This is a genomic window from Mucilaginibacter humi (assembly GCF_013087555.1).
Window position 1 is genome coordinate 29,933 of the sequence record NZ_JABFCR010000002.1, and the last position, 24,840, is coordinate 54,772.

The 24,840-nt window shown below is 43.4% G+C and carries 26 protein-coding genes and 7 pseudogenes; 14 read left to right on the forward strand and 19 right to left on the reverse strand.

Going from position 1 to position 24,840, the window contains the following annotated elements; genetic code table 11:
- Positions 1-6: 6 nt before the first annotated feature.
- Positions 7-1,563 (reverse strand): annotated as a pseudogene (gene dnaB / locus HK413_RS15870) (replicative DNA helicase).
- Between the two features lie 280 nt (positions 1,564-1,843).
- Here dnaB and rlmB point away from each other — a divergent pair.
- Positions 1,844-2,607: pseudogene (gene rlmB, locus HK413_RS00710) on the forward strand (23S rRNA (guanosine(2251)-2'-O)-methyltransferase RlmB).
- Between the two features lie 126 nt (positions 2,608-2,733).
- Here rlmB and HK413_RS00715 read toward each other — a convergent pair.
- From HK413_RS00715 to HK413_RS00720, 3 genes are all read right to left on the reverse strand, one after another.
- Positions 2,734-3,138, reverse strand: a complete 405-nt coding sequence (locus HK413_RS00715) for a DUF1761 domain-containing protein (RefSeq protein WP_175268778.1) — start codon at positions 3,136-3,138, stop codon at positions 2,734-2,736.
- A 195-nt stretch (positions 3,139-3,333) separates the two neighbouring features.
- Positions 3,334-3,507: a hypothetical protein gene (locus HK413_RS18865; RefSeq protein WP_262886709.1), complete on the reverse strand. Its 174-nt coding sequence runs from the start codon at positions 3,505-3,507 to the stop codon at positions 3,334-3,336.
- Positions 3,474-4,370, reverse strand: a complete 897-nt coding sequence (locus HK413_RS00720; protein WP_262886710.1) for a mannose-1-phosphate guanylyltransferase — start codon at positions 4,368-4,370, stop codon at positions 3,474-3,476. Before HK413_RS00720 ends, HK413_RS18865 begins: the two co-directional genes overlap by 34 nt.
- 245 nt (positions 4,371-4,615) lie before the next feature.
- Between HK413_RS00720 and recQ the strand changes: the two are divergent.
- Positions 4,616-6,806: pseudogene (gene recQ / locus HK413_RS00725) on the forward strand (DNA helicase RecQ).
- Between the two features lie 49 nt (positions 6,807-6,855).
- Here the strand turns inward: recQ and HK413_RS00730 are convergent.
- The 5 genes and pseudogenes from HK413_RS00730 to HK413_RS00755 form a co-directional block, all read right to left on the reverse strand.
- Positions 6,856-7,299 (reverse strand): OmpA family protein, encoded by a 444-nt coding sequence (locus HK413_RS00730; RefSeq protein ID WP_175268779.1) that lies wholly within the window; start codon positions 7,297-7,299, stop codon positions 6,856-6,858.
- An 8-nt stretch (positions 7,300-7,307) separates the two neighbouring features.
- A complete protein-coding gene (locus HK413_RS00735; RefSeq protein ID WP_175268780.1) occupies positions 7,308-7,646 on the reverse strand; it encodes a peptidase associated/transthyretin-like domain-containing protein in 339 nt (112 codons plus the stop codon).
- A complete protein-coding gene (locus tag HK413_RS00740; protein ID WP_175268781.1) occupies positions 7,586-7,813 on the reverse strand; it encodes a PD40 domain-containing protein in 228 nt (75 codons plus the stop codon). The genes HK413_RS00735 and HK413_RS00740 overlap by 61 nt, the downstream gene beginning before the upstream one ends.
- A gap of 132 nt (positions 7,814-7,945) precedes the next feature.
- Entirely contained in the window at positions 7,946-8,605 is a 660-nt protein-coding gene (locus HK413_RS00750) for a hypothetical protein (RefSeq protein ID WP_394353094.1), read from the reverse strand.
- A 188-nt stretch (positions 8,606-8,793) separates the two neighbouring features.
- A pseudogene (locus HK413_RS00755) lies at positions 8,794-9,416 on the reverse strand (7-carboxy-7-deazaguanine synthase QueE).
- Between the two features lie 128 nt (positions 9,417-9,544).
- On the opposite strand from HK413_RS00755, the gene HK413_RS00760 reads away from it, so the two are divergent.
- Genes HK413_RS00760 through HK413_RS00775 form a run of 4 tightly spaced genes read left to right on the forward strand, consistent with a single transcriptional unit; the run spans position 9,545 to position 11,153 of the window.
- The gene (locus HK413_RS00760) at positions 9,545-10,033 is read left to right on the forward strand and encodes a hypothetical protein (protein ID WP_175268783.1); all 489 of its coding nucleotides are present in this window, start codon (positions 9,545-9,547) and stop codon (positions 10,031-10,033) included.
- Between the two features lie 50 nt (positions 10,034-10,083).
- Positions 10,084-10,383, forward strand: coding sequence for a hypothetical protein (locus HK413_RS00765; protein WP_217451893.1), 300 nt, complete (start codon positions 10,084-10,086; stop codon positions 10,381-10,383).
- A 2-nt stretch (positions 10,384-10,385) separates the two neighbouring features.
- Positions 10,386-10,847, forward strand: a complete 462-nt coding sequence (locus HK413_RS00770) for a hypothetical protein (protein WP_175268785.1) — start codon at positions 10,386-10,388, stop codon at positions 10,845-10,847.
- Between the two features lie 6 nt (positions 10,848-10,853).
- Complete coding sequence (locus HK413_RS00775; RefSeq protein ID WP_246229465.1) at positions 10,854-11,153, forward strand: Rieske (2Fe-2S) protein; 300 nt, start codon at positions 10,854-10,856, stop codon at positions 11,151-11,153.
- 153 nt (positions 11,154-11,306) lie between these two features.
- Here the strand turns inward: HK413_RS00775 and HK413_RS00780 are convergent.
- Both HK413_RS00780 and lepA read right to left on the reverse strand, forming a co-directional pair.
- A pseudogene (locus HK413_RS00780) lies at positions 11,307-12,187 on the reverse strand (bifunctional 5,10-methylenetetrahydrofolate dehydrogenase/5,10-methenyltetrahydrofolate cyclohydrolase).
- A gap of 63 nt (positions 12,188-12,250) precedes the next feature.
- Positions 12,251-14,038, reverse strand: a pseudogene (gene lepA / locus HK413_RS00785) (translation elongation factor 4).
- Positions 14,039-14,122: 84 nt separating this feature from the next.
- Between lepA and HK413_RS00790 the strand changes: the two are divergent.
- Complete coding sequence (locus HK413_RS00790) at positions 14,123-14,638, forward strand: SHOCT domain-containing protein (RefSeq protein WP_175268786.1); 516 nt, start codon at positions 14,123-14,125, stop codon at positions 14,636-14,638.
- A 2-nt stretch (positions 14,639-14,640) separates the two neighbouring features.
- Here the strand turns inward: HK413_RS00790 and HK413_RS14215 are convergent, their stop codons facing one another.
- The 5 genes from HK413_RS14215 to HK413_RS00805 form a co-directional block, all read right to left on the reverse strand.
- On the reverse strand, positions 14,641-15,096 hold the full coding sequence (locus HK413_RS14215; RefSeq protein WP_217451894.1) for a DinB/UmuC family translesion DNA polymerase: 456 nt from the start codon (positions 15,094-15,096) through the stop codon (positions 14,641-14,643).
- Positions 15,093-15,917: a DNA polymerase Y family protein gene (locus HK413_RS14220; RefSeq protein WP_217451895.1), complete on the reverse strand. Its 825-nt coding sequence runs from the start codon at positions 15,915-15,917 to the stop codon at positions 15,093-15,095. The genes HK413_RS14215 and HK413_RS14220 overlap by 4 nt, the downstream gene beginning before the upstream one ends.
- A gap of 111 nt (positions 15,918-16,028) precedes the next feature.
- On the reverse strand, positions 16,029-16,232 hold the full coding sequence (locus HK413_RS14225; RefSeq protein WP_217451896.1) for a DinB family protein: 204 nt from the start codon (positions 16,230-16,232) through the stop codon (positions 16,029-16,031).
- A 32-nt stretch (positions 16,233-16,264) separates the two neighbouring features.
- Positions 16,265-16,549 (reverse strand): DinB family protein, encoded by a 285-nt coding sequence (locus tag HK413_RS14230; RefSeq protein ID WP_217451897.1) that lies wholly within the window; start codon positions 16,547-16,549, stop codon positions 16,265-16,267.
- A gap of 107 nt (positions 16,550-16,656) precedes the next feature.
- Positions 16,657-18,033: a sigma-54-dependent transcriptional regulator gene (locus HK413_RS00805; RefSeq protein ID WP_175268787.1), complete on the reverse strand. Its 1,377-nt coding sequence runs from the start codon at positions 18,031-18,033 to the stop codon at positions 16,657-16,659.
- A gap of 427 nt (positions 18,034-18,460) precedes the next feature.
- Here HK413_RS00805 and HK413_RS00810 point away from each other — a divergent pair, with 427 nt between their 5' ends.
- From HK413_RS00810 to HK413_RS20390, 6 genes are all read left to right on the forward strand, one after another.
- Positions 18,461-18,865 (forward strand): gluzincin family metallopeptidase, encoded by a 405-nt coding sequence (locus tag HK413_RS00810; protein ID WP_175268788.1) that lies wholly within the window; start codon positions 18,461-18,463, stop codon positions 18,863-18,865.
- Between the two features lie 25 nt (positions 18,866-18,890).
- Positions 18,891-19,088, forward strand: coding sequence for a hypothetical protein (locus HK413_RS00815; RefSeq protein WP_175268789.1), 198 nt, complete (start codon positions 18,891-18,893; stop codon positions 19,086-19,088).
- A gap of 38 nt (positions 19,089-19,126) precedes the next feature.
- The gene (locus HK413_RS00820) at positions 19,127-19,816 is read left to right on the forward strand and encodes a gluzincin family metallopeptidase (RefSeq protein ID WP_175268790.1); all 690 of its coding nucleotides are present in this window, start codon (positions 19,127-19,129) and stop codon (positions 19,814-19,816) included.
- A gap of 129 nt (positions 19,817-19,945) precedes the next feature.
- Complete coding sequence (locus tag HK413_RS00825) at positions 19,946-20,617, forward strand: hypothetical protein (protein ID WP_175268791.1); 672 nt, start codon at positions 19,946-19,948, stop codon at positions 20,615-20,617.
- 28 nt (positions 20,618-20,645) lie between these two features.
- A complete protein-coding gene (locus HK413_RS00830) occupies positions 20,646-20,939 on the forward strand; it encodes a hypothetical protein (protein ID WP_217451898.1) in 294 nt (97 codons plus the stop codon).
- A 251-nt stretch (positions 20,940-21,190) separates the two neighbouring features.
- Complete coding sequence (locus HK413_RS20390; protein WP_317169159.1) at positions 21,191-22,174, forward strand: Gfo/Idh/MocA family protein; 984 nt, start codon at positions 21,191-21,193, stop codon at positions 22,172-22,174.
- A gap of 104 nt (positions 22,175-22,278) precedes the next feature.
- On the opposite strand, the gene HK413_RS20395 is transcribed toward HK413_RS20390, so the two are convergent.
- The 3 genes from HK413_RS20395 to HK413_RS20405 all read right to left on the reverse strand — a co-directional run bounded on the left by HK413_RS20395 (position 22,279) and on the right by HK413_RS20405 (position 23,334).
- A complete protein-coding gene (locus tag HK413_RS20395) occupies positions 22,279-22,860 on the reverse strand; it encodes a nucleoid-associated protein (protein WP_317169160.1) in 582 nt (193 codons plus the stop codon).
- A gap of 17 nt (positions 22,861-22,877) precedes the next feature.
- Positions 22,878-23,036, reverse strand: a complete 159-nt coding sequence (locus tag HK413_RS20400) for a hypothetical protein (RefSeq protein ID WP_317169152.1) — start codon at positions 23,034-23,036, stop codon at positions 22,878-22,880.
- Positions 23,037-23,124: 88 nt separating this feature from the next.
- Positions 23,125-23,334, reverse strand: a complete 210-nt coding sequence (locus tag HK413_RS20405; RefSeq protein ID WP_317169153.1) for a hypothetical protein — start codon at positions 23,332-23,334, stop codon at positions 23,125-23,127.
- Positions 23,335-23,409: 75 nt separating this feature from the next.
- Between HK413_RS20405 and mnmE the strand changes: the two are divergent.
- Positions 23,410-24,770: pseudogene (gene mnmE, locus HK413_RS00845) on the forward strand (tRNA uridine-5-carboxymethylaminomethyl(34) synthesis GTPase MnmE).
- Positions 24,771-24,840 lie beyond the last annotated feature (70 nt).

Below are 24,840 nucleotides of genomic sequence, written 5' to 3' on the forward strand. Positions count from 1 at the left end.
TATTAATTAAAACGGCGGCTCATCATCAATATCATCCATCCGTGACGGGCGGATAATAAAGTTGCTTGGCTTGTCAAAATCGGTTGACGGGTTTAAGCCTGCGAAAGCCGCTCCCGGTGCAGGGAAACTGTCGCTGGTATCTAAATCTGTAAACTTCACATATTTACCTACGAATTTCAGGCGTACAATACCTGTTTCGCCGTTACGGTGCTTGGCTATAATAACCTCGCCCACACCTTTGGTTGGGTTATTGTCTTCATCCACATCCAGGCCGTAGTATTCAGGGCGATAAAGGAACAATACCATATCCGCATCCTGCTCAATAGAGCCAGACTCACGTAAATCCGAAAGCATTGGGCGTTTGGAAGCACGGGGCGACTCTCGACCGCACGGCTTAATTGCGACAGGGCAATTACCGGCACGTTTAATTCTTTTGCTACTGATTTTAGCGCACGGGATATACTACCAATTTCCTGCTCGCGGTTACCGCCACCTTTGCCATCGGCCGACTTGCCTTGCATTAACTGCAGGTAGTCAATGATGATCAGCTGGATATCATGCTGCGATTTTAAACGGCGGCACTTGGCGCGGAACTCGAATATATTGAGGGCAGGGGTATCGTCAATAATTAATGGTGCTTGCTCCGGGCGGCCAATTTTAGAGTGGATCTGTTGCCATTCCCATTCTTCTAAAGTTCCCTTACGGATCTTTTCCTGCTCGATCTCTGTCTCGCCGGATACCAGACGATTAACCAACTGAACAGATGACATCTCTAAAGAGAATACGACAACCGGCTTTTCAAAATCAACCGCGGCGTTACGGGCGCAGGTTAGTACGAAAGCCGTTTTACCCATTGCAGGGCGGGCCGCAATAATAACCAGGTCGGATTTTTGCCAGCCCGAGGTCATGCGGTCAAGATCGGTAAATCCTGAAGCCACACCGGTCAGGCCGTCCTTTTTATCTTTTAATGCTTCAATTTCTTTTAAGGTCTCGTGCAACAGGTCATCCATCTTACGCGAGTCGCGACGAAGGTTGTTTTGGGCGATATCAAACAGGTTCTTCTCTGCCTTATCTAACAGGTCCAAAACATCTGTAGTGTCTTCGTACGCGCTGTTAATGATCTCTGTTGAGATTCGGATCAGCTCGCGCTGAATGAATTTTTGAATGATGATACGGGCATGGAACTCAATATTCGCTGCCGATGCCACACGATTGGTTAGTTCGGTAATATAATAAGCACCGCCTATCATTTCCAGTTCGCCCTGGCTGCGCAATTGCGAAGTAACGGTCAGGATATCAACCGGTGATGTTTTTCGAACAGGTATTGTATCGCCTTAAATATTTTCTGGTGATTGTCCCTGTAAAAACCTCGGGTTTTAAAATATCAATAACTGACGAAAGCGCATCTTTCTCCAGCATTAATGCACCAAGCACAGCTTCCTCCAGATCGGTTGCCTGTGGGGGTAATTTACCCAGCCCGGTGTAAGGGGTAGGGTTAGTAATCCGGCTACGTTTATCGCTTGTATTCGGCTTGTAATTTGGGTTGTCGTTCTCAAAGTTCATTGGTTCAAAAATATACTAAATATTGGCGTATTTATCCACCGTTGACATCTTTTTTTTACAAAAGGCAAAACGCCCAAAACAGTAAAATTTAGCCACTTGTTATTAACAGCCGATTGTTGGGAAATATAAATTTTAGCTGTAAAGTGTCGTGATTTTAGTGTTGTTAATAAAATAATTTGGGTAATTGAACCGAAAACTTATAAATCAAAAACAGCATCATCGCCCTGCGGTACAAAGTTAATTAATATGGCTATTTTTGCACCCTTAATTTGATTGTAAAATGTATAATAATAACAGGGAACCCCGCGAAAGTAACCAGGTAGTTTTTGGTATCCGCGCGGTTATTGAGGCCATTAAGGCAGGTAAAGAAATTGAATCATTATACATACAGCGTGGTATTGGTGGTGGTTTGCTTACAGAGCTTAAAGAGTTACTGGCCGAGTACCAGATAATAGCCCAACAGGTGCCGGTGGAAAAGCTTAACCGTATCACCATGAAAAATCACCAGGGGTTATCGCTTTTATATCGCCGATAACTTACCAAAAGATAGAGGACATCATCCCGCAGATCTTTGAGAAAGGAGAGGTGCCGCTGATTTTGGTGCTTGACTCTATTACCGACGTACGTAACATGGGCGCTATAGCCCGTACAGCCGAATGCAGCGGCGTACATGCCATTGTAGTGCCGGCCAAAGGTTCGGCACAGATTAACCCTGATGCTATTAAAACCTCGGCAGGGGCGTTGTACAAAATTCCCGTATGCCGCCACGATAACTTTATGCAAACGGTAAAATTCCTGCAGGAATCAGGTTTGCAACTGGTTTGTTGTACAGAAAAAACCAAAGAATTTATTTATAAACCCGATTACACCGCGCCAACAGCCATTGTAATGGGATCGGAAGAGGACGGTGTGCGTAATGATATTATTCGCATTGCCGACCATTTGGCCAAGATACCAATGTATGGCGAGATAGAATCGTTGAACGTGTCAGTGGCTACGGCGGTTATATTGTATGAGGCTATTAGGCAGAGAATGCCAGTTTAATTTATTAGCTGATAGAAAGGTAAAAATAGAATAATGTACATTGTCATTCTGAGCATAGCGAAGAATCTGTAAACTTTGCAATCGACGGGCGGCAGATTCTTCGCTATGCTCAGAATGACAATAAAGTTATCGCCACGCCCCTAATATCGCACCCATGATGGTTAGCGATACCATGCTATACAAGCCATTAATAAAAATATGGCGCCAGCTTTTCATTTCAAATAAACTGTGGGTTGCTATAGCGCCAAATGTCCATATCCCGGCTAAAAAGCCAGCGGTTGCGCCCCGTGCAAGGTCTGTTTTTGGGTCGGCTAAAAACGCGGCTAAGTTAGCAGAGGATATTACTGCAAACAAGGCCGTAAAACCAAACGTTTTAGCCATGTTTGATTTTTGAATTTCTTCCTGCGAGAGTTTGCTATCCACCATCCAGGCTGTGCCAAATACTTTTGGATTGTACCATACGCCGCCAATGGCGAAGGCTGATAATGCCGCTACCAATACAGCGGGCCAGTTAACTAATGAAGAGTTCATAATTTATGGGGTTAATTGTGATGATTAGTTGATTAAATTTATAAAAATAATTTTTTTAAACAAAAAGCGCCTGTAATCAGGCGCCTTTTGTTTAAAAGGTATCAAAAAGAACTAATCTCTAATCAACCAATCTCTAATCACTAATATTAAATATATTTCGTCCCAAACTGTGCCTTTACATCAGCCACAACCTTTTTAACGTTTTGTTCCCCGGTCGCGCGGGCAGATCAATAGCGTATTGTTTGATTCTACTACAATGTAATCATGTAGTCCCTGTAAAATAACCAGTTTATCATCAGGCATGTTAACCATGCAGTTTGATGAATCGTACATGATCACTTTTTCTGAAGGGATAACAGCGTTGCCCACATAATCTTTATCGGCCAGGTCATAAATTGATGCCCGGTACCCGTGTCAGACCATCCAAATTCTGACGGCAGCACGTATACGTTGTCAGCCTTTTCCATAATACCATAATCAATAGATATATTGGTGCATTGCAGGTAAGCGTTGTTTACGTGGGTGCGTTCGCTGTCGGTGTTATAGTGTGGGCGTGCTTCGGCAAAAATATCGTTCATGTCGGGCAGGTGCTGCTCAAACGCACTAACAATAGCTTTAGCCGACCATATAAATATCCCCGCGTTCCATAAAAAATCGCCGCTTTGTAAAAAAGTTTTGGCTATTTCAAGTGTAGGCTTTTCGGTAAAGGTTTTTACTTTATGAAAATCGCTGTCAATAACATTGTCGGTATACTGGATATAACCATAACCGGTATCGGGCCTTGATGGCTTTATACCCAAAGTTACAAGGCATTGGTGCTTGGTTGCTGTTTGTAAAGATTTTTCTATGGTGGCAACAATCCTCGGCTCATCTAATATCAGATGATCAGAGGGCGCTACAACAATCGCAGCGTCGGGGTTGATGCTTTGTATCTTAAAACAGCCATAAGCTATGCACGGGGCTGTATTACGCATAACCGGCTCTGTCAGGATCTGGTTGCTGGCCATGTCAGGTAACTGCGCGTTAACCAAATCTGTATAACTTTCATTGGTTACCACAAAAATATTCTCTTTAGGGCATACTTTTAAAAAGCGGTCATACGTTTGTTGTATCAGCGTTTTGCCGGTTCCTAATATGTCAATAAATTGTTTTGGGTGCGAGGTGCGGCTTATTGGCCAAAAACGGCTTCCAATACCGCCTGCCATAATAATGGCATAATAGTTTTTATTCATTGTTAAATTGTAGAAATATAGTTTGGTATAACTATCGCAAATGTGGGTATTTATCTGTTAAATAATCGTTAATCAATACTAAATAATAAATAGCTTAAAGTGTCACACCATATAAAAGAATAAATAAACAAATTGTTTTCGTACGAATAATCATTTGAGTATAAAATTTTTAAGTAAATCTATCGTTTATTCATAAATTTTTGTTACTTTAAACTTTTAAAACAACATCTACCAGTAAAATAATGATAGAAACAAAGAAGTCGCTTTTTGATAACCTGCAGAACTTTTTCGGGTTCGATAATTTCAAGGGGGAGCAAGAAGCGATTATAACCAACATTTTGGCCGGTAACGATACCTTCGTTATTATGCCTACAGGTGGTGGTAAATCCATGTGTTACCAATTGCCCGCGCTGATGAGCGAGGGTACTGCTATAGTAATTTCGCCGCTTATTGCTTTAATGAAAAACCAAGTTGACCAGTTAAGGGCATTTGGCGGATCGGACAGCATCGCGCATTTTTTAAATTCGTCTTTAACAAAGGCTGATATAATAAGGGTTAAAGAGGATGTACTGAGCGGCAAAACTAAATTGCTGTATGTTGCGCCCGAATCATTAACCAAGCAAGAGAATGTCGATTTTTTACGCTTAAACCGGTGTCGTTTGTGGCAGTTGATGAGGCGCATTGTATATCAGAGTGGGGGCATGATTTCAGGCCCGAATATCGTAAGATACGCCAGGTTATCAGCAATATAGGCGACGATATCCCTATTATAGCTTTAACCGCTACAGCCACGCCAAAAGTACAGCAGGATATCCAGAAAAACCTGCAGATGAATAATGCCACGGTTTATAAATCATCATTTAACAGGGCCAATCTGTTTTACGAAGTGCGTGCGAAGCGTAACGTTATAAAAGAGATTGTAAAATACGTAAAGCAAAACCGGGGAAATCCGGCATTGTATATTGTCTTAGCCGTAAAAAGGTTGAGGAAGTAGCCGAAGCACTTTCATTAAACGGCATAAAGGCATTGCCTTACCATGCCGGGCTCGACCCCAAAGTACGGGCCGACACGCAGGATAAGTTCCTGATGGAAGATGTGGATGTTATTGTAGCGACTATAGCCTTTGGTATGGGTATAGATAAGCCCGATGTGCGTTACGTTATTCACCATGACGTGCCTAAAAGCATGGAAGGTTATTACCAGGAGACAGGCAGGGCAGGACGTGATGGCGGCGAAGGCGTTTGTGTGGCTTTCTATTCGCAAAAGGATATTGATAAGCTGCAAAAATTCATGAAAGATAAGCCGGTTTCTGAACGCGAAATTGGTACCCAGATATTAAAAGAAGTTATTGATTATGCCGAGTCGTCGGTATGTCGCCGGAAACAATTATTACACTACTTTGGCGAGAACTTTAACGAAGCCGGCTGTAACAATATGTGCGATAACTGCTGCGCGCCAAAAACACATTTTGACGCCGAGGAGCAATTGCATAAAGCATTAAACCTGATCAAACAGATAGGCGAGAAGTTTGATGATCACCACATCATTAATATTTTGATGGGGGTTGAAACGCAACAGATCCATAATTATGAGCACCATTTATTGCCGCTTTATGGTACCGGTAAAGATGACGGCGAAATTTTATGGAACTCGCTATTGCGCCAGGCTTTACTGAATAACTACCTGTCTAAAGATATCGACCAGTATGGTTTACTAAGGTTAACTAAGTTGGGTCATTCGTTTTTAGATAACCCGCATAGTATTCGTTTTATACTTAACCGTGTAATAGAAGCAGCTGATGACGATGACGATGCAGACGGCCCTAAACAAGCAGGAGGGGCTTTAGATACGCAGCTGTTACAGATGCTGAAAGACCTGCGCAAGAAAATAGCCAAGCAAAAAGGTTTGCCGCCGTTTGTATTGTTCCGGGATCCATCGTTAGAGGAAATGTGTACGCATTATCCTATCACCCAGGACGAGTTAAAACAGATCTCGGGTGTAGGTGCGGGTAAGGCCATGAAATTTGGCGCGCCGTTTATCGATCTGATAGCTAAATACGTAGAGGATAATGATATCGATCGCCCGATTGATATGGTGATCAAGAGCGCAGCCAACAAATCAGCGCTTAAAGTATTTATTATCCAGAATATCGACAGGCATTTAAACCTGGATGATATAGCAGCCTCAAAAGGATTAACCTATGAAGAGGTTTTAAAAGAGGTAGAAACCATTGTAAACTCGGGAACCAAGCTAAACCTTAACTATTATATTGATGAGGTTATAGACGAGGATAAACAGGAAGAGGTATTTGATTACTTCCGCACAGCCGAGGTTGATTCTATAGATGACGCGTTGGCCGAACTGGGCAGCGATGATTATACCCGCGAAGAAGTACAACTGATGCGGATAAAGTTTATGTCTGAATTAGGAAACTAATATCATATTATATAAAGAGAGAGCTTTCAAATAATTTTGAAGGCTCTTTTTATTTAGCCGTTATCTTAAACTCTGTCCTTCGGTTTTTGGCGCGGTTCTCATCGTTATCATTAGGAGCAATAGGCTGTGACTTACCATACCCTTTATAAATTAACCTCCCGGGATCAACCTTGCCACTCAACAAATAATCGTAAACCGATTTGGCGCGGTTCTCTGAAAGCTTCTGGTTCAAGTCATCATTGCCCACATTATCTGTATGGCCTGATATTTCTATATGTACAGTAGGGTTCAGCGCTAAAAATTCTAATAGTTTTTGTAGCTCTGATTTGGATTCAACTTCCAGCTGATATTTATTGGTGTCGAAGAAAATGTTCTTTAATATCACTTTATTACCAACTTCAATAGGCTCAAGCAATGCCACAATATTAAACGGATTGCTTGAGGTATGTCCGGCTAACGAGAAGTTTTCTGAGTAAAACAGGTAACCCGGCATGGATATATTTAAACCATAATTTTTGCCCGCGGCAATAGTAGCCAGAAATCGCCCTTCTCAACCGAACTATAATCCCGGTAAACAGCCTTGTTGTTATCGAGCGCTATGATCTCCACTGCCGATTCAAGCGGTTGGTGTGTCCTGGCATCGCTTACAAAACCTTTTACGTAGGTTACCATATGCGGTCGAAGCTCTACCGGTAGTTCAAAGGTGTAAATATCAAAACCACCATAGCCATCCAGCTTGTTTGATGAGAAAAAGGCATAACTGCCATTCGCGGTAAGGCTTAGCCCGCTTTCGTCGCCATTGGTATTAATGGGATAGCCCGGGTTTTTGGCGCCTGCCATTTGCCATCCTTAGCTAAGCGGCTAACAAACAGATCTTGTCCGCCCATACCCGGCCAGCCGTTAGAGCAGAAGTAAAGCGTACTATCATCCGGGTGAATAAACGGCGATTGCTCGTTATAGGTTGTATTAACAGTTGGCCCCGAGGTTTTCCGGTTCGCCCCAGCCATTTGCCGTCAGGGTTGATTTCCAGATATCATAACCTCCATAACCGCCTTTACGGTTACTTACAAAATATAAGGTACGTCCGTCGGCACTGATAGATGGTTGCGATTCCCAGCCACCCGTATTAACCGGCGAGCTTAGGCTGAATGGCTTGCCCCAATCCTCAGCCTTTTTTGTGTCACATAAATATCGCAGCGCCCATGTCCATCCGGGCGGTTACAGCCTGTAAAGAACAAAAACTTACCATCCTGTGATATCGATTCAGACCCTTCATTATAATTTGGTGTATTGATCCTATCGCTTAAATAAACAGATTTTTGCCACTCGTTATTTGCCTTGGTGCTTTGATAAAAGTCCTCATTCAATGCTATCTGGCGGGTGTAGATGATGGTTTTATCATCAGCTGTTGATACCGGCGAATATTCATCATTAGCTGTGTTGATATTGGGCCCCATATTAATGGGTTTAAATGCAATGGGGTGTTTTACAGCCTCCATAGCAAAAATGCAATCCTTAACAAGTTTTTGAGCGTAAGTTTTACCTTGATCTGTTATGCCGGCAATACTTAAATACTTTTGTAAATGCGCCAGCGCCTCGGGGTACATAGCTTCTGATACTTCCATATCAGCTACTTTTGAATATACCAAACGGCTATAGTCGGGGTTAATAGCAATAACTTTTCTAAACTCTGTTATGGCACCCTTTAAATTACGTTGCTTTTGCATAATATCGCCCAGCATGGCGTGGGCCTCTATGAATTTGGCATCATTATCAATGGCTTTTTGAAAAAACGCGATGGCCTTGTCATATTCGTGATCGTTAACCGCCCTGGTTGGCTGCTACGAAGTTTTTAATAGCTTCCTTATCGGTGGTTGAATATGAATCCTGCCCAAAAGCAAATACACCTGAAAAAAGAAATAAAACAAGAAATAGTACAGTTCTCATCCTTAAGGATACAATAGTTTTATACGCTAAGTTAAAACTATTAGGGGATATTTAAATACTTATGCGTTTGTAAAGATATTTCCCATTTAGGATTATTCATTACATAATCAACGATAAGCGGCGTCATTTCTTTTGATTTAGACCACTCGGGCTGCAAATATAATTTGCAGCCTTCGCCCACCAGGGTAGCATGATGTTCGGCAAATTCAAAGTCTGATTTATTGAAGATGATAACTTTTAACTCGTTAGCATGCTGTGCCACCTGCAAGGTAGGGCCCTTAAACTTTTTAGGCGATAAACAGATCCAGTCCCAATGGCCCGAAAGGGGGTAAGCGCCTGATGTTTCAATAAAAGTTTTAATGCCCTTTTGTTGTAATTGTGCTGTCAGGTAATCCGGGTTATAGATCAGCGGTTCGCCGCCGGTAACAACTACTGCCTTGCCGGGATAAAGCATGGCATTTTCAACAATTTTATCGGCAGGGGTTAATGGGTGGAGCTCGGCGTCCCAGCTTTCTTTAACATCGCACCAGTGGCATCCCACATCGCACCCACCAAGGCGAATAAAATATGCCGCTTTACCGGTATGATATCCCTCCCCTGTATCGTATAAAACTCTTCCATTAAAGGAAGTAATGTGCCGTCGTCCGGAACCTGGTGTGCCATAATAGGGCGCAAAGGTACGTTTTTGAGCCGAAAGGTTAAAGCTGTAAGGTAAAAGGTGAGATTTAGGTGATAGTTAACAATCTCTTTAATTAATGATTGTATTTTAGCAAAATGAGAATAATGATGACATGTCTAACATTTGCCGCGCTTTTTTTAACGATGCATTAGCTCAGCAACAAAATCAATCAAGCCACAATATTATAGGGCGTGAATATAGATTTATTAATGAATTGACCGAATTTAAAGGTTACAAAGAACAACAGGGTGTGCTAATTGAACCTATGAATGACCATTATGGTTTAAGTAGCGTATTTAACGGCGTTAATACTATTATCATTTTCAATAAAATTATTCCGTTAAAAGGGAATGTAAAATATAAGCTCCTTGACACTATCATGCTTAATAAATTGGGCAAAAAGAGGATTGTTTTGATGTCATCATGCACACTACATGAAAAGACAGATAACGAAATTATCGCGATGGTAACCTATAAAGCAAAAGAGCATTATACCGATATTTTACAGGCACGGAGGGCTAACAAAAAAACCGGCAGGTTTGAAAAGATAGCTAATAAGGGACTTGACTGCGTGGATGTAGGCTATAGCGCTGAAGATTAAATGACTTTATAACCTTTTTCCTTTCATCTCAATTAGTTACATTTGATTTAATGAAGAAGCTATACATATCTATCGTCTTTTTAATGATACTCAGCTTCACGTCATGCGTGGATATAGAGGAGCATTATGACTTTAAGCTGGATGGATCATGTAATGTAGTTTACGGGTTTGATATGGGCCGCGCCATATCAGTTTTTAAAAACCTGATGACCGATTCTGTAAAGCAAAGCGCCCAGTTTAACCTGGTGAAGGATACTACAATGAGCTTTTTAGCCGCCGTGCCTGATAGCCTTGAACGAAAATTGACCAAGGAGGAACTGGCTATGGCCGATAAAAGCAACCGGCCATAAAAATGGACCTCCAAAAAAATATCATGAAGATGAGTGTTACCCACTCAGCAAAAAACGCCGCCGAACTGCAATACTACCTTGAACATTTCTCGAAAATGCCTATGGGTAACCAATTTGGAGCAGCCACTAAAAGTAGTGCCCAGGCCCGTGGGTTTGATGCGCAGCAGTTGGTTGCCGGACAGGATTATTATAAATATGAGGTTACCCCGCATAAATTTTACCGCATAGTTGATAAGGTAAAATTTAACGCTTTTTTAAAGAAAACCCAAAGCACATTAAGCATGGCCAAAGCTATGCTAATAGATATGCCTTATAAAGTGGTGTTAAACTTTGCTAAACCGGTTAAAAAGGTGAATAACTCCAAAGCAATACTATCCGCCGACAGGCGCAAGGTTACGCTGATAACTACAATGGACGATGCCATTAAGGACCCATCGATAATGAACCTGAAGATCGATTTTTAACTGGCTATGACCTGGTATAAAGTACCCGACCTTCAACCCATAAACCAGCCTTTTATTAAAAAAGTTAAATTAGCCGGCAAAGGCATTTGTTTGGTTGGTTATGATGGCGGTATCTACGCGCTCGGCTCCACCTGTCCGCATGCCGGTGGCGAACTAAGCGGTGGCTGGTGTAAAGATGGCAAGCTGATATGCCCCCTCCACAGGTATAGCTATGATATCCATACCGGCAAGGGCAGCCCGGCCAGAATGATTTTGTGGATATTTACCCTGTTGAAGTGCGGGAAGACGGGGTGTATGTGGGGATAATGTCTTTTTTGAGAAGGTCAGAAACGCGTTTACGTAAAGAAGGTTGTCATCCTGAGCGATAGCGAAGGATCTTATACATAATACAAGTTCGCTATCTGTCAATTTTATAGGATTCTTCGCTATCGCTCAGAATGACAAAAGAAAAAGACTCTGTTATTGATATACCTCTTTCGTAGCCGAAGCTAACGTATTCTTCAGTAACCCGATAATGGTCATTAACCCAACGCCGCCGGGTACCGGGGTTATGTAAGATGATTTTGGCGCCACGTTCTCAAAATCAACATCACCATAAAGCTTAAAGCCAGATTTGGTTACGGTTGATGTTTCGCGGTTCATGCCTACGTCAATAACTACTACGCCGTCCTTCACCATATCGGCGGTAATAAAATTCTTTTTGCCTATGGCTACTATCAGGATGTCGGCGTCAAGCGTAAACTTTTTGATGTCAGGTGTGCGGCTATGGCAAATGGTTACCGTACAGTTGCCGGGAGTAGTGTTACGCGCCATTAGGATACTCATAGGCGAGCCAACAATGTTACTGCGGCCCACAACAACACAGTGTTTACCAACAGTATCAATGCCGTATTCTTTCAGCATTAAAGTAATACCATATGGTGTAGCGGGTATAAACGATGGCAAATTACGCTGCATCCGTCCCAAATTAACCGGGTGGAAACCGTCAACATCCTTTCGGTAATCAATACGCTCGGTCACTTTCTCAGGGTCAATATGTTTGGGTAAGGGAAGTTGTACGATGATGCCGTCAATATCAGCATCAGCATTAAGCTCTTCTACTTTTTTAGCAGTTCTGCTTCGGTAACCGTATCTTCATAACGCACCAGGCTTGATTTAAAGCCTACGTTCTCACAGTTTTTTATCTTGCTGGCAACATAGGTTTCACTGCCACCGTCGTGGCCAACCAATACGGCAACCAAATGCGGCTTGCGACCACTTGTAGCCAAATAATCAGCCGCTTGCTGGGCTATTTCACCTTTAAGTTTTTCTGATACGTATTTTCCGTCGAGTAATTGCATTGTAGATATGAGATGTGAGATTTGAGACGTGAGATAAAAATTTGATAGTCTTAAATCTAAGTGTTAATCAAGTTTCAAAACCGCCATAAATGCGCTTTGCGGTATCTCCACATTACCAACCTGGCGCATGCGTTTTTTACCGGCTTTTTGTTTCTCTAATAGTTTACGCTTACGCGATATATCACCACCATAACATTTGGCCGTTACATCTTTACGCATAGCTTTTACAGTTTCGCGGGCAATGATCTTGGCACCTATGGATGCCCGGATAATGATCTCGAACTGCTGGCGCGGTAAAAGCTCCTTCAGCTTCTCGCAGATCTTCTTACCAAAATCGTAAGAGTTACCACGGAAGATCAGTGACGATAAAGCATCAACCGGCTCTGAGTTTAGTTTGATATCCAAACGCACCAGGTCGCTTGGACGGTAACCTATCTGGTGATAATCAAACGACGCATAACCTTTTGATATGGTTTTCAGCTTATCATAGAAATCAAATACAATCTCGCCCATTGGCATCTCGAAAACCAACTCAACACGATCTGATGTCAGATAGGATTGATTTTTGATGAAACCACGTTTCTGGATACAAAGCGACATCACCGGGCCAACAAAGTCAGACTTGGTAATGATAGTGGCTTTAATATAAGGCTCTTCTACGCGATCAATTTTACTCGGGTCGGGTAGGTCAGAAGGGTTATTTACAACGATCTCTTCGCCTTTAGTTGAGTAAGCCGGTACGATACGTTGGGTACGGTTGTAATAACCGTCATATTAAACTCGCGCTCCAACCGTTCCCCGGATGATCTCCATATGAAGCATGCCCAGGAAACCGCAACGGAAACCAAAGCCTAAAGCAGCTGATGATTCCGGCTCGAAAACCAGCGAAGCATCATTCAATTGCAGCTTAGCCATTGATTCGCGCAGTTCTTCAAAATCATCCGTATCAACAGGGTAGATGCCCGCGAATACCATTGGTTTAACTTCCTCAAAACCTTGTATACCGACTTCGCACGGGCGGTTAATGGTGGTAATGGTGTCACCAACTTTTACCTCGCGCGATTCCTTGATGCCTGATATGATGTACCCTACGTCGCCGGTTTTAATAACGTCTTTAGGCTGTTGTTTCAATTTAAGTGTGCCTACTTCTTCAGCAATGTACTGCTTCTCAGTAGCGAAGAACTTTACCCGGTCGCCTTTACGGATCTCGCCGTTAACTACCTTAAAGTAAGCCACGATACCGCGGAATGAGTTATAGACCGAATCGAAGATCAATGCCTGTAAAGGAGCTTCAGGGTCGCCGACAGGGGCGGGGACGCGTTCAATAATGGCGCGTAAAATATCATGTACACCCATACCGGTTTTGCCGGATGCGGCTAAGATATCTTCGCGTTTGCAGCCTATCAGCTCAACAATCTGGTCCTTTACTTCCTCGGGCATAGCGCCGGGCAGGTCCATTTTGTTTAGCACCGGGATGATCTCCGAGGTCGTTCTCCAAAGCCAGATAAAGGTTTGATATGGTTTGCGCCTGGATACCCTGCGCCGCGTCCACGATCAGCAATGCTCCCTCGCAGGCTGCTATCGAGCGGGATACTTCATATGAAAATCCACGTGGCCGGGAGTGTCGATCAGGTTCAGAACATATTTATGCCCGTCAAGCTCATAATCCATTTGTATGGCATGGCTTTTTATGGTGATGCCGCGCTCGCGCTCAAGGTCCATATCGTCCAATAACTGGGCCTGGCTTTCGCGTTGGGTAATGGTGTTGGTATACTCTAATAACCTATCGGCAAGGGTACTTTTACCGTGGTCAATATGTGCTATTATACAAAAGTTACGTATGTGCTTCATTCAGCCGCAAAAATAGGATTTTTGGGTGATAAATTGGCATATTTGTTCGGAATTAGCTACCTTGGTTAAATCGCTTACTATCGTATGAAAAGAATATTATTCACAATACTTATAATTACTCCATTTCTAACCAAAGCCCGGGGCTTATTTGGTGGTTCAACTGTTACGGAGTACAAGGCCTCAAATGGTGTTACTTACAAAATAGGAGATACTGTACGACTGGGCAGGGGCACCAAACCCGATGGTACGTTTTTATATCTTGAAGATCATGGCATAATACCTAATCCGCGTAGTACACGTTCCTTACCTAAAGAGTTTGCCAACGCTGTAGCCGTTGTGAAAAATATCCGCAAAATGAAGGTAAATGGGGTAGATAAATACCTATTTAGCGTAAACCCGGGCGGACCGATGCGCTACACCGTTTTTATTGATGATGCCATTGAGGCCTGCGAAATTAAACCCTGCAAAACGCCGGATAGTGCTAAACCCGCAACCACAGGTTCGGTTGCTGATGAGATCAAAAAACTAAAAGCACTAATGGATTCGGGCGCCATAACAAAAGAAGAATATGACGCTCAGAAAAAAAAGTTGTTGAACTAAAGTTAGGCCTTATAATCCAGCTCCGTTAAATCCTTAACAGAGCCAAAACCTATTACATCTTTTATCACCTTCCCATCCGTCATCTCAATAGCGCGGATGAGTTTATCAGACCCAAATTTGTCCTTAATTTCGTGCATGGTTTTTAGTGCTGTTTCTTTACGGTCCATATCTTCAAACAAGCTGTAAAGCATATTGCCATTGTTTACAAAATTGGTAACCGCCACCCGCATCTGGGTAATCTCGGTATTAAAGATGGGGGAGCAGCCGGTCAGCTTTTCAAACTTCTCAACCCTTATGCGGATCATTTGCATCAAACTTATTGCGTCCTGCACTGGGGTAGTAACGGTAAAGGCATCATCCCAGCGGGTGCCATCCTCATACCTTGCCGTAAACCCTACCGATTTACAATAAAACTTATGGCTCACCATGCGTTTCTCCAGTGTAAGGCAAAGCGTCATAAACAGCTGATCGATATAGCCAGGCGTCTCTCTTTTTCTTTCGAGATCTGCCGCATGGCTTGCATCCCGCGGTAATCATGCGCTACAATGTTGGTTTCGATAAAGTTAAGGCGGTAATGCCAGTATATGCCTTCAATACCCTTAAAAATCTGCTTAAGCTTATCAGGGCCTGCATAGCGCATTTCAAGCGGCGTTTTTATACCCGCACGCTCTAACCGATAACTCATGTTAGCGCCAATGCCCGGCATATCGCCCAGCTTAAGTGGGCGCAGTACCTCGTCAATGTTTTGATGGGTGATGAGCAGCAGGCCGCCCTGCTTTTTGCCGCGTACCGAGGCCAGCTTGGCCAGGAAAGCATTAGGCGCAATGCCTACCGAGCAGGTTAGCCAATCGCCCACCTTTTCAAGGATATCACGTTTAATTTGCTTAGCTACAGTTACCGGGTCAAGATGGTCGTAGTGAGTGAGGTTGATTATAGCCTCATCAATGCTTTTGGCAACCACATCTTTACTGTATTTGCACAGCAGGTTAATGATCTTTGTGTGATACTCGCGATAACGTGCAGGGTTGCTCTCTACGGGCACCAGGTCAGGGCAGGCAGCCATGGCATCGTTTAAGCGCATACCTGCCTTTAAACCTCTTGCTTTAGCCTCTGTCGACAAAGAAATAACGCAGCCATACTTGCCCGTATATACACAAACACCCACCGGCCGGTTGCGCAGCCAGTAGTTAGCTTGCTGCTCGCATCGGGCAAAGTAGCTGTCCATATCAATAAACAGTACCCGCGATTCGGTCTTTACTTCAACAGAGTTTTGATTCACACAGCAAATTTGCTAAAAATATTAGCAAATGCAAATTAAATAAAAGTGTTTATAACAAAAAGCCACTCCGAATGGTGGTACGGAATGGCTCTTATGCACTTGATTGTTATGTTAAAACAGCATCTCGCCCGGAGGCGTTACGCCTTTTAAACGCAGGTAAATGGTAGTTTGGCCGCGGTGGTGAGTTTGATGCTCAAAGCCTTTTGCCGGGATCAGTCCCTTGGTAGCTTTCATGCCTTCTGCCGATGACATTTGCTGCAAATCAGCATCAGTCATACCTTCAATAGTGGCGATGGCAAAATCATAGCTATCCAAAACCGCTTTGGTTGTGGCCTCTTTGGTTTGCGCTACTGTTTTTCAACAGACGTTTTACCAACGGGGCTTGGCTTGCCGCTTGCGGCCGAAATGAAGTAGTACGTAGCATCGGCAAGGTGCAGAAACTGCTGAGCGAATGTACGTACTTCGGGTGTTGCTTTAAAGGTGTAGCCATCAGCCGGCATAGCATCTAAGTAGGCTTTGGTGTAAGCTTTGGCGCGTTTCCATTCGGCTACAGATTGCTCGCGGGTTATCTGCGCGAATGCCGATGTGCAGGCAATGACAAACAAGGCAATTAATAAGGTTAATCTTTTCATGTTGTGAGGTATTTGGTTAATGATTTCAGTTTATTATAAAACGAAGATGCGGAATATTTCTGTTTTTAACAGCATATATTCCGCATCCGGGATTTTGCAGGGTTATCTTATTCGCCCCGCTTCAATCCGTACTTTTCTATCTTACTGTATAAGTGACTGCGCTGAATATCAATATCATCAGCGGTTTTTGATACGTTCCAATTATTCTTTTCGAGTTTAAATTTGATGTACTCGCGCTCGGCAAAGTCTTTATAATCCCGGAAGTTCTTGAACTGGTTAAAGTCGGTTTGCGGCGCGGCGGGTTGTGCATTTGCAGCAGCCGGGGCCGATGGGTTGGCAAATGCCTTAACATCGTCCTCGGTAATAGTTTTATCGCTTAGGATGATCAGGCGTTCAACCATGTTACGCAGCTCGCGGATGTTACCTGTCCATGGCAGGGCTTTTAAAGCCTCCATAGCGCCTTCTGACACCTTTTTTACCGGCATGCCATAATCCATACAGATTTCCTCTAAAAAGCTCTGGGTAAGCAGCGCAATGTCGTCACGTCGCTCGGTTAGTGGTGGTACATGAATCAGGATAACGCTCAGGCGGTGGTAAAGATCCATACGGAAGTTTCCGGCTTCTATCTCTTTCAGCAGGTCCTTGTTGGTTGCCGCTACCACGCGCACATCAACATCTATTTCCTTTTCACCGCCAACACGGGTTATCTTGTTTTCTTGCAGGGCGCGCAATACTTTCGCTTGCGCGGATAAGCTCATGTCGCCAATCTCATCCATAAATAAAGTACCGCCCGATGCTGATTCAAACTTACCTATGCGCTGTTTAATAGCCGAGGTAAACGAACCCTTCTCGTGTCCGAATAACTCGCTCTCAATCAACTCCGACGGGATAGCCGCGCAGTTAACCTCTATCAATGGGGCGTTACTGCGGTTTGACTTCTCGTGCAGCCATCTTGCCACCAGCTCTTTACCGGCACCGTTAGCACCTGTAATAAGCACACGGGCATCAGTCGGGGCAACACGTTCTATGGTTTCCTTGATCTTGGCAATGGGGGTCGATTCGCCTAAAATTGGGCGTACTTTGGATACCTTGCGTTTTAATACCTTGGTTTCAACCACCAGGCTCCCGCGGTCTAAGGCGTTGCGTACGGTAATTAATAAGCGGTTAAGATCAGGTGGTTTTGAGATGAAATCAAAAGCGCCTTTTTTGCTGGCCTCTACGGCGGTTTCAACCGTGCCATGGCCCGATATCATAATGAAAGGCAGATCAGGCTTAATAGCTAAACCTTCGCTTAGCACCTCCATGCCATCCATGCGGCTCATTTTTATGTCGCATAGTACAAGGTCGTAGTCGTTTTTAGCTATTAGCTCAAGTCCGTCTATTCCGTTGTCAACATCTTCAACTTCGTAGTCTTCGTATTCAAGTATCTCGCGCAACGTGCTGCGGATAGCGCGCTCATCATCAATTATAAGAATTTTAGCCATTTTGTTTTAAAGGATAGATTATACTGTAATAACGTTTACTAATATAGGTAATGTATAGGAAACTAAACACTTTTTAAGGCTATTTGTTTTGATGATGTGCGATTTTTTTTAGGTTTTACGTGGATAATGGCTTTTCTGCCTTTAGGAGAACTGCAGGTGTATGTGCGGAAAGCACGGGCGGGGGCAACGCCATGCTTATTTATCAATTGTCCGCAAATACTATAAGATTTCTTTTCTGCCTTTCTATTCAACTCTTTGAATATTTATTCCTATAACATATCTTTATCATCTCATCACACTGATCCATTAACATGAAAGTAAACAAAGTTATTTTTGCGCTGTCGTTAATAGCAAGCGCCCGGCTGTAAAAGCACAAACTACCGAAACTGCTCCGCCAAAGTATGATCAGCATAAAGTATTTAATCCGTTGTTTTACCAGCAAAACAGTACGCAAACCCGCACAGCGGGCGGCGCGCCAAGTTCAAAATACTGGCAAAACCGTGCAGACTATAAACTGAATGTAACATTGGATACCGCCAAACACCGGGTAACCGGATCGGCAGTTATAACTTATACCAATAATAGCCCGGACGGCTTACCGTTTTTATGGCTGCAGGTTGATCAGAACATCTACCGCGAAGATTCGCGCGCGCAGGCTACCAGCCCGGTAACAGGTGGTCGCTTTACCAATAAAAGTTATACCAATGGCAACGAGATAAAAGGCGTTTACATTATCACCAACGGTAAAGCCGAAAAAGCTAATTACCTGATTACGGATACCCGCATGCAGATCAAGCTAAAGGATTCGCTTAAAGCGGGGGTAAAAAATTGATATCAAGGTTGATTACGCGTTTGATGTGCCCGAGTATGGTACCGACCGCATGGGACGTTTAAAAACTAAAGCCGGTTGGATCTATGAAATTGCACAATGGTTCCCCCGCATGGAAGTTTATGATGATATAAGCGGCTGGAACACTATCCCATACATGGGTGCATCTGAGTTTTACCGGAATATGGTAATATTGATTATACCATTACCGCACCAGCGGGACTGATAGTTACCGGATCGGGCGAACTATTAAACCCAACCGAAGTGTTATCGCCAACTGCGTTAAGCCGTTTAGCTGCTGCTAAAAGCAGCGAAAAAACTGTAATGATAAGGGACGAAGCTGATATAGCTAATCCAAAATCATACCCTCAAAAACCAACGCTTACCTGGCATTTTTTCTGTAAACAAACCCGCGATGTAGCCTGGGCGGCATCAAAAGCATTTGTTTGGGACGCAGCACGCATTAACCTGCCAAGCGGTAAAAAAGCGCTGGCGCAATCTGTTTATCCGGCCGAAGTTAAAGGTAACGATGCACGGGGCCGTTCGACAGAGTATGTGAAGGCTTGTATTGAGCTTTACTCGCAACAATGGTTTGAATATACTTACCCGGTTGCAACCAACGTTGCCGGTATAGTGGGCGGTATGGAATATCCTGGTATTGTTTTCTGCGGCTGGACCTCAAAAACCGGCGGCCTGTGGGGTGTAACCAATCATGAGTTTGGCCACAACTGGTTCCCGATGATCGTAGGATCAAACGAACGTAAGTTTGCCTGGATGGATGAAGGTTTTAATACTTTCATTAACTCTGTTGATACCAAAGTGTTTAACAAAGGCGAGTATGATGAGAAAGACGACGTGCAGGCGGGAGCTAAAAGTATGTTTAGCCCCGATGCTGACCCTATAATGACCACACCGGATGTGATCCAGCCTGATTACGGGTTACGCGGCTTATAACAAACCTGCCCTTGGTTTAACTATACTGCGCGAGCAGATCCGGGTGAGGAACGTTTCGACTACGCCTTCAGAACTTATATAAAACGCTGGGCCTTTAAACACCCAACTCCGTGGGATTTTTTCCATACGATGGATAATGCTGCGGGCGAGGACCTGAGCTGGTTCTGGAACGAATGGTTTATGAGTACCATGACCTTAGATCAGTCGGTAAAATCAATTGATTATAACGGGGGCGACCCATCAAAAGGCTCATTAATAACTATTGAGAATTTAGGCGAAATGGCGCTGCCGGTAACCGTCCTTATAAAAGAAGAAAACGGTAAAACCGGAACCGTAAAACTGCCTGCCGAAGTTTGGCAGCGTGGTGGCGAATGGACCTTTCCATATAAATCAACTTCAAAAGTAACTTTGGTTATGCTTGATCCAGATCATAAGTTACCGGATGTTAATCCTGATAATAATGCGTTAAGCGGGATTAAAATACCAACAGGTGTTACCGCGGCAACTGTTATTAGCAATTATCTGAACGCTATTGGCGGTGCAGATAAGGTTAGGGCAATAAAAGACCTGACCATTAACGCGGCGGGCACTTTACAGGGTGTAGGTATAGAATTGGTTAACCGTTATAAATCTCCTGACAAGTTTGAATATAATGCAGTTGCGCCCTCCTATAATAACTATGTGGTATTGCATTTAAAGGCCAATGGCGATAGTGTAAGTACGGTAGCGCAAAACCGGTGGTTAAAAATAATCCGAAGCAATCTCAAAAGAATACCATTTATCGTTTTGGTTTTTCCCTGAACTTGATTATGGCAAAGAAGGTTATAGTTTGAGTTTGGATAACTCGCTGCGGGTAGTTGGTGATACGCCTGCCTACCCGGTAGTAGTTACACATCCGGACGGTGTACGGGTAAAAGCTTATTTTGACCCCGTAACCGGTTATAAATTAAAGCAGGTTTCTGATGTACCCAACGGCTCGCCGACAGAGTTTGGCGATTATCGCGAAGTTGGTGGTATCAAGATACCTTATAATACTAAAACCATATTATTGGGCGTACCTGTTGAATTAAAGGTTAACAACGCAACCGCTAATACCGGGTTAACCAACGAACAGTTTAAATAATACTACACTAACAAATAACCGGAGGCCCCAATATTATGGGGCCTTTTTTGTGTCGGAATTTTACGATGAAACCTTTTTTAATTTAGTTACTTTTAATATTAATTAAACCATATTATTATGAACTCACGTCGTGATTTTTACAAAAATTAGGAGTATCAACTATAGCCTTACAGCTTGCATCGGTTAAGTTATGGGCCGATAATAAAAATACAGCGCACGAAGCTTATGATGGCCCGGTATTACGGGTAGCTATAATGGGGCTGGGTGGCTATGGCACCCGGGTTGCCGGCGCTATGCAATATTGCACCAAAGCTAAACTGGTTGGCGCCATAAGCGGCACACCTAAAAAGTTAACTGACTGGCAGGATAGCTTTGGCATCCCTGCTAAAAACTGCTATAACTACCAAACCTATCATCAAATTAAAAACAACCCTGACATAGACGCGGTATACATAACCACGCCCAACGGCCTGCACCACGATATGGCTTTAGCTGTTGCTAAGGCCGGTAAGCATGTGATATGCGAGAAGCCAATGGCGCTAAACGCCGTGCAGGGGCAGGAAATGGTTGATGCCTGTAAAGCGGCAGGAGTAAAGCTGCTGGTAGGTTACCGGATGCACTTTGAGCCGCATACGCTCGAGGTTATCCGCATGCGTAAGGCGGGTGAACTGGGTAAGATCTTGTTCTTCCGGGGCCTTTGCGGCTTTAAAATTGGCGACCCTAAACAATGGCGGTTAAATAAAGAACTGGCAGGTGGCGGTTCTTTAATGGATATTGGTATTTACGCCATTAACGGTGCACGTTATATGACCGGGGAAGAACCTATTTGGGTTACCGCGCAGGAAACCAAAACTGACCCGGTGAAATTTAAAGAGGGCGTTGACGAAACCATCCAGTTTCAGTTTGGCTTCCCAAGTGGGGCGACGGCATCCTGCTTATCAACCTATAATCAAAATAACCTTGATAAATTTTTCCTGAACGGCGAAAAAGGTTGGGCCGAGATGCAGCCGTCAACAGGTTACGGGCCTATAAAAGGACGTACGCATAAAGGTGAGTTAAATCAGCCGGTTACTACGCATCAAACCGTACAGATGGATGAATTTTCGGATATCTTATTAAACGGCAAGCAGCCGGTGGTACCGGTTGATGGTAATGAAGCAGTAAAAGATTTGAAGATCATTGATGCGATATATGCGGCGGTGAAGACGGGGAAGAAGGTGGAGTTAAGTTTGTAATCAGTCTTACATGGATAAATTTTGTAAGGCTTTCTGAAATATAAGAACACGTTAATACTTGAAAATCCCTTTATTGATCGGTAAAATAGCTAGGTTCTATCTTATTAAGCCTCTTCCTTAAAAAACACCTTATAATAGTTCATTGCCTTTTCGTCATCAAAACCTTTCTCAATCAACTTGTTATCGCCATGGATATAGATATGGAAGTTCTTATCCAGTTTTAGCACGCTTTTATAAATCTTAGCCTGTTTCTTCACCGCGTTGTTCGAGATCTCGAAGGTGTCGTTTATCTTGGTGTCAAACTCGTCCTCGTATTGGCTTTTAAATGTTTTGAATGATTCAATGGCTTTAGGGTTGCTGATAACTTCGTCGGTAAACTCGTCCATATCAAAGGTTTCCTTCTCTTTAAAATACTTCATCGACCGGTTAAGCAGGTCTATTTTATCCGTTTTGGTCATATCAAACTCCTCGTCAATCTTGTTTGTCACGAAGTTTTTGTAGATGCCCAGAGCATTGCTGGTTTGATTATAGCTATCGTTACGGATCTTCAATTGCAGGAAGTCGTCTTTCCAGTAAACAGCAGCATCTTGTCCGCGGTTAGCCGTGTCAATAACAACAACTTTGTAGCCATTCTCTTTTTCGATATTAAAAATCAGTACACCCTTGTCAAGCTTGTTGATGTTGATTGCGTTCTCCTCATAGTCTACCGCGAAGCCGCCTTTTCAGGATAGACCTTTAGGTAGGTTTCTTTATTTTCTGATTTGAAAATGCCGACAGCCTCCAACAAGTTACCTTCTATCTGTACATCTTTGAAGTAGGCCACATACAATTCGCCCGACTTGATGTTAGGGTGATTAGCCACCTTATACAGGTGCTGGCTATCTGCTCGGACGCTTCATGAAACTTCTCATTATCTTCAAAGATCTGCGACGCGAAGTGGTGGATCTCGTTCAGCGCCGGTCGCCGCTGCTATGCATCAGGTGGTAAACTTCTACGGCTTTCTCAAACGGATGTAGAAAGTATTGCTTCAACAGGCTTGATATCAGCTCGTCTTTTAATTCAAGCGGATGATCTGAAAGTGCATACATCTCGCTCAGCGCCTGGTTGCCAACATGATGTACCGAGATAGTGTTTAAATAAGCTTCGAAAGAGGTTACCATAATTGGGCGCAATTTAGTTTTTTTACTTTAGGGTTATGGCTAATGTTGATACTAATTTGCGACCTTTGCCAGCAAATGACTAACACCGAAGAAACCATTGTTGCTTTAGCCACCCCTGCAGGTGTGGGTGCTATTGGCGTTATCCGCCTGTCTGGCCCTGATGCTATTAAAATTGCTGATAGTGTATTTAAAGGCAAGGACCTGACCAAACAACAATCGCATACCATTCACTTCGGTAGTATAGTTGACGGCGATATCATTCTCGATGAAGTTTTGGCCTCACTATTTATCGCGCCCAAATCATACACTCGCGAGAATGTGGTAGAGATCTCCTGCCATGGCTCTAATTATATTATAGAGTCTATCATCAGGCTGTTGATTAAAAAAGGCGCACGCTCAGCCAAAGCAGGCGAGTTTACCTTACGTGCTTTCCTTAACGGGCAACTAGATCTCTCGCAAGCAGAAGCAGTTGCCGATCTGATCGCATCAAACTCAAAAGCATCGCAGCAGGTAGCCTTGCAGCAGTTGCGTGGCGGTTTTAGTAACCAACTCCAAATGCTTCGCGAACAGTTGGTACAGTTTGCATCATTAATTGAACTGGAGCTTGATTTTGCCGAAGAGGATGTAGAGTTTGCTAACCGCACTCAGCTAAAGAAATTAATTTATGAGATCAATCGAGTTATAGTGGCGTTGATAAAATCGTTTGAACTGGGAAATGCTATTAAGCAAGGCGTGAATACTGTTATTGCGGGGCGACCAAACGCCGGTAAGTCGACACTGTTAAATGCGCTTTTAAACGAAGAGCGTGCCATTGTTAGTCATATCCCCGGCACTACGCGCGACACTATTGAGGAGGTGCTAAATATAAACGGTATCAACTTCAGACTGATAGATACTGCCGGCATTCGCGAAGCCACCGATGCCATTGAAAAATAGGGGTAGAGCGCACGATGGAAAAGATCGAGCAGTCGGCCCTGTTGGTGTATGTTTATGATGCCGACCAAATAACCATATCCGAACTTAATGCTGACCTGGAAAACCTGCAACGACCCGGCGTTACCATGCTGGTAGTGGCTAATAAAGCTGATCTGTTATCACCAGAAAAGCTTGAGGCTTTGGTACAATCACAAATAGTGTCGATATCAGCAAAAGAGAAAACACATATAGACGAGCTGAAATCAAAAATATACTACTCGGCCGTAAAAAACCAGTTAGATGGCAATGAAACGCTGGTAACTAACATACGCCACCCGGAAGCACTGCAAAAAACAGAAGAAGCTTTAGCAAGAGTTTTAAACGGAATAGATACCATTACCTCTGATTTCCTTTCGATAGATATTAAACAAGCGCTATATTACCTTGGTGAAATTACAGGCGCCGTTACTACGGATGATCTACTGGAGAATATCTTTAGCAAGTTCTGTATCGGAAAGTAATTGATAACAAGGGATATTTACTGGATTTTAATGATCAAGAGTTGATAATCATATGATCAATATCAAAAAA

Bases quoted from the DNA above. Each gene is read 5' to 3' on its own strand.
- HK413_RS20405 (WP_317169153.1), bottom strand. From the start codon at position 23,334: ATGGTAACCTCTTTCGAAGCTTATTTAAACACTATCTCGGTACATCAT.
- HK413_RS00825 (WP_175268791.1), top strand. From the start codon at position 19,946: ATGGATAATGCTGCGGGCGAGGACCTGAGCTGGTTCTGGAACGAATGG.
- HK413_RS00740 (WP_175268781.1), bottom strand. From the start codon at position 7,813: ATGGCTGGGGCGAACCGGAAAACCTCGGGGCCAACTGTTAATACAACC.
- HK413_RS00715 (WP_175268778.1), bottom strand. From the start codon at position 3,138: ATGAACTCTTCATTAGTTAACTGGCCCGCTGTATTGGTAGCGGCATTA.
- HK413_RS00760 (WP_175268783.1), top strand. From the start codon at position 9,545: ATGTCTAACATTTGCCGCGCTTTTTTTAACGATGCATTAGCTCAGCAA.
- HK413_RS00805 (WP_175268787.1), bottom strand. From the start codon at position 18,033: ATGGCTAAAATTCTTATAATTGATGATGAGCGCGCTATCCGCAGCACG.
- HK413_RS00775 (WP_246229465.1), top strand. From the start codon at position 10,854: ATGACCTGGTATAAAGTACCCGACCTTCAACCCATAAACCAGCCTTTT.
- HK413_RS00790 (WP_175268786.1), top strand. From the start codon at position 14,123: ATGAAAAGAATATTATTCACAATACTTATAATTACTCCATTTCTAACC.
- HK413_RS00730 (WP_175268779.1), bottom strand. From the start codon at position 7,299: ATGCCGGGTTACCTGTTTTACTCAGAAAACTTCTCGTTAGCCGGACAT.
- HK413_RS14215 (WP_217451894.1), bottom strand. From the start codon at position 15,096: ATGACGCTTTGCCTTACACTGGAGAAACGCATGGTGAGCCATAAGTTT.
- HK413_RS14230 (WP_217451897.1), bottom strand. From the start codon at position 16,549: ATGAAAAGATTAACCTTATTAATTGCCTTGTTTGTCATTGCCTGCACA.
- HK413_RS00770 (WP_175268785.1), top strand. From the start codon at position 10,386: ATGGACCTCCAAAAAAATATCATGAAGATGAGTGTTACCCACTCAGCA.
- HK413_RS00765 (WP_217451893.1), top strand. From the start codon at position 10,084: ATGAAGAAGCTATACATATCTATCGTCTTTTTAATGATACTCAGCTTC.
- HK413_RS00720 (WP_262886710.1), bottom strand. From the start codon at position 4,370: ATGAATAAAAACTATTATGCCATTATTATGGCAGGCGGTATTGGAAGC.
- HK413_RS00735 (WP_175268780.1), bottom strand. From the start codon at position 7,646: ATGGCAGGCGCCAAAAACCCGGGCTATCCCATTAATACCAATGGCGAC.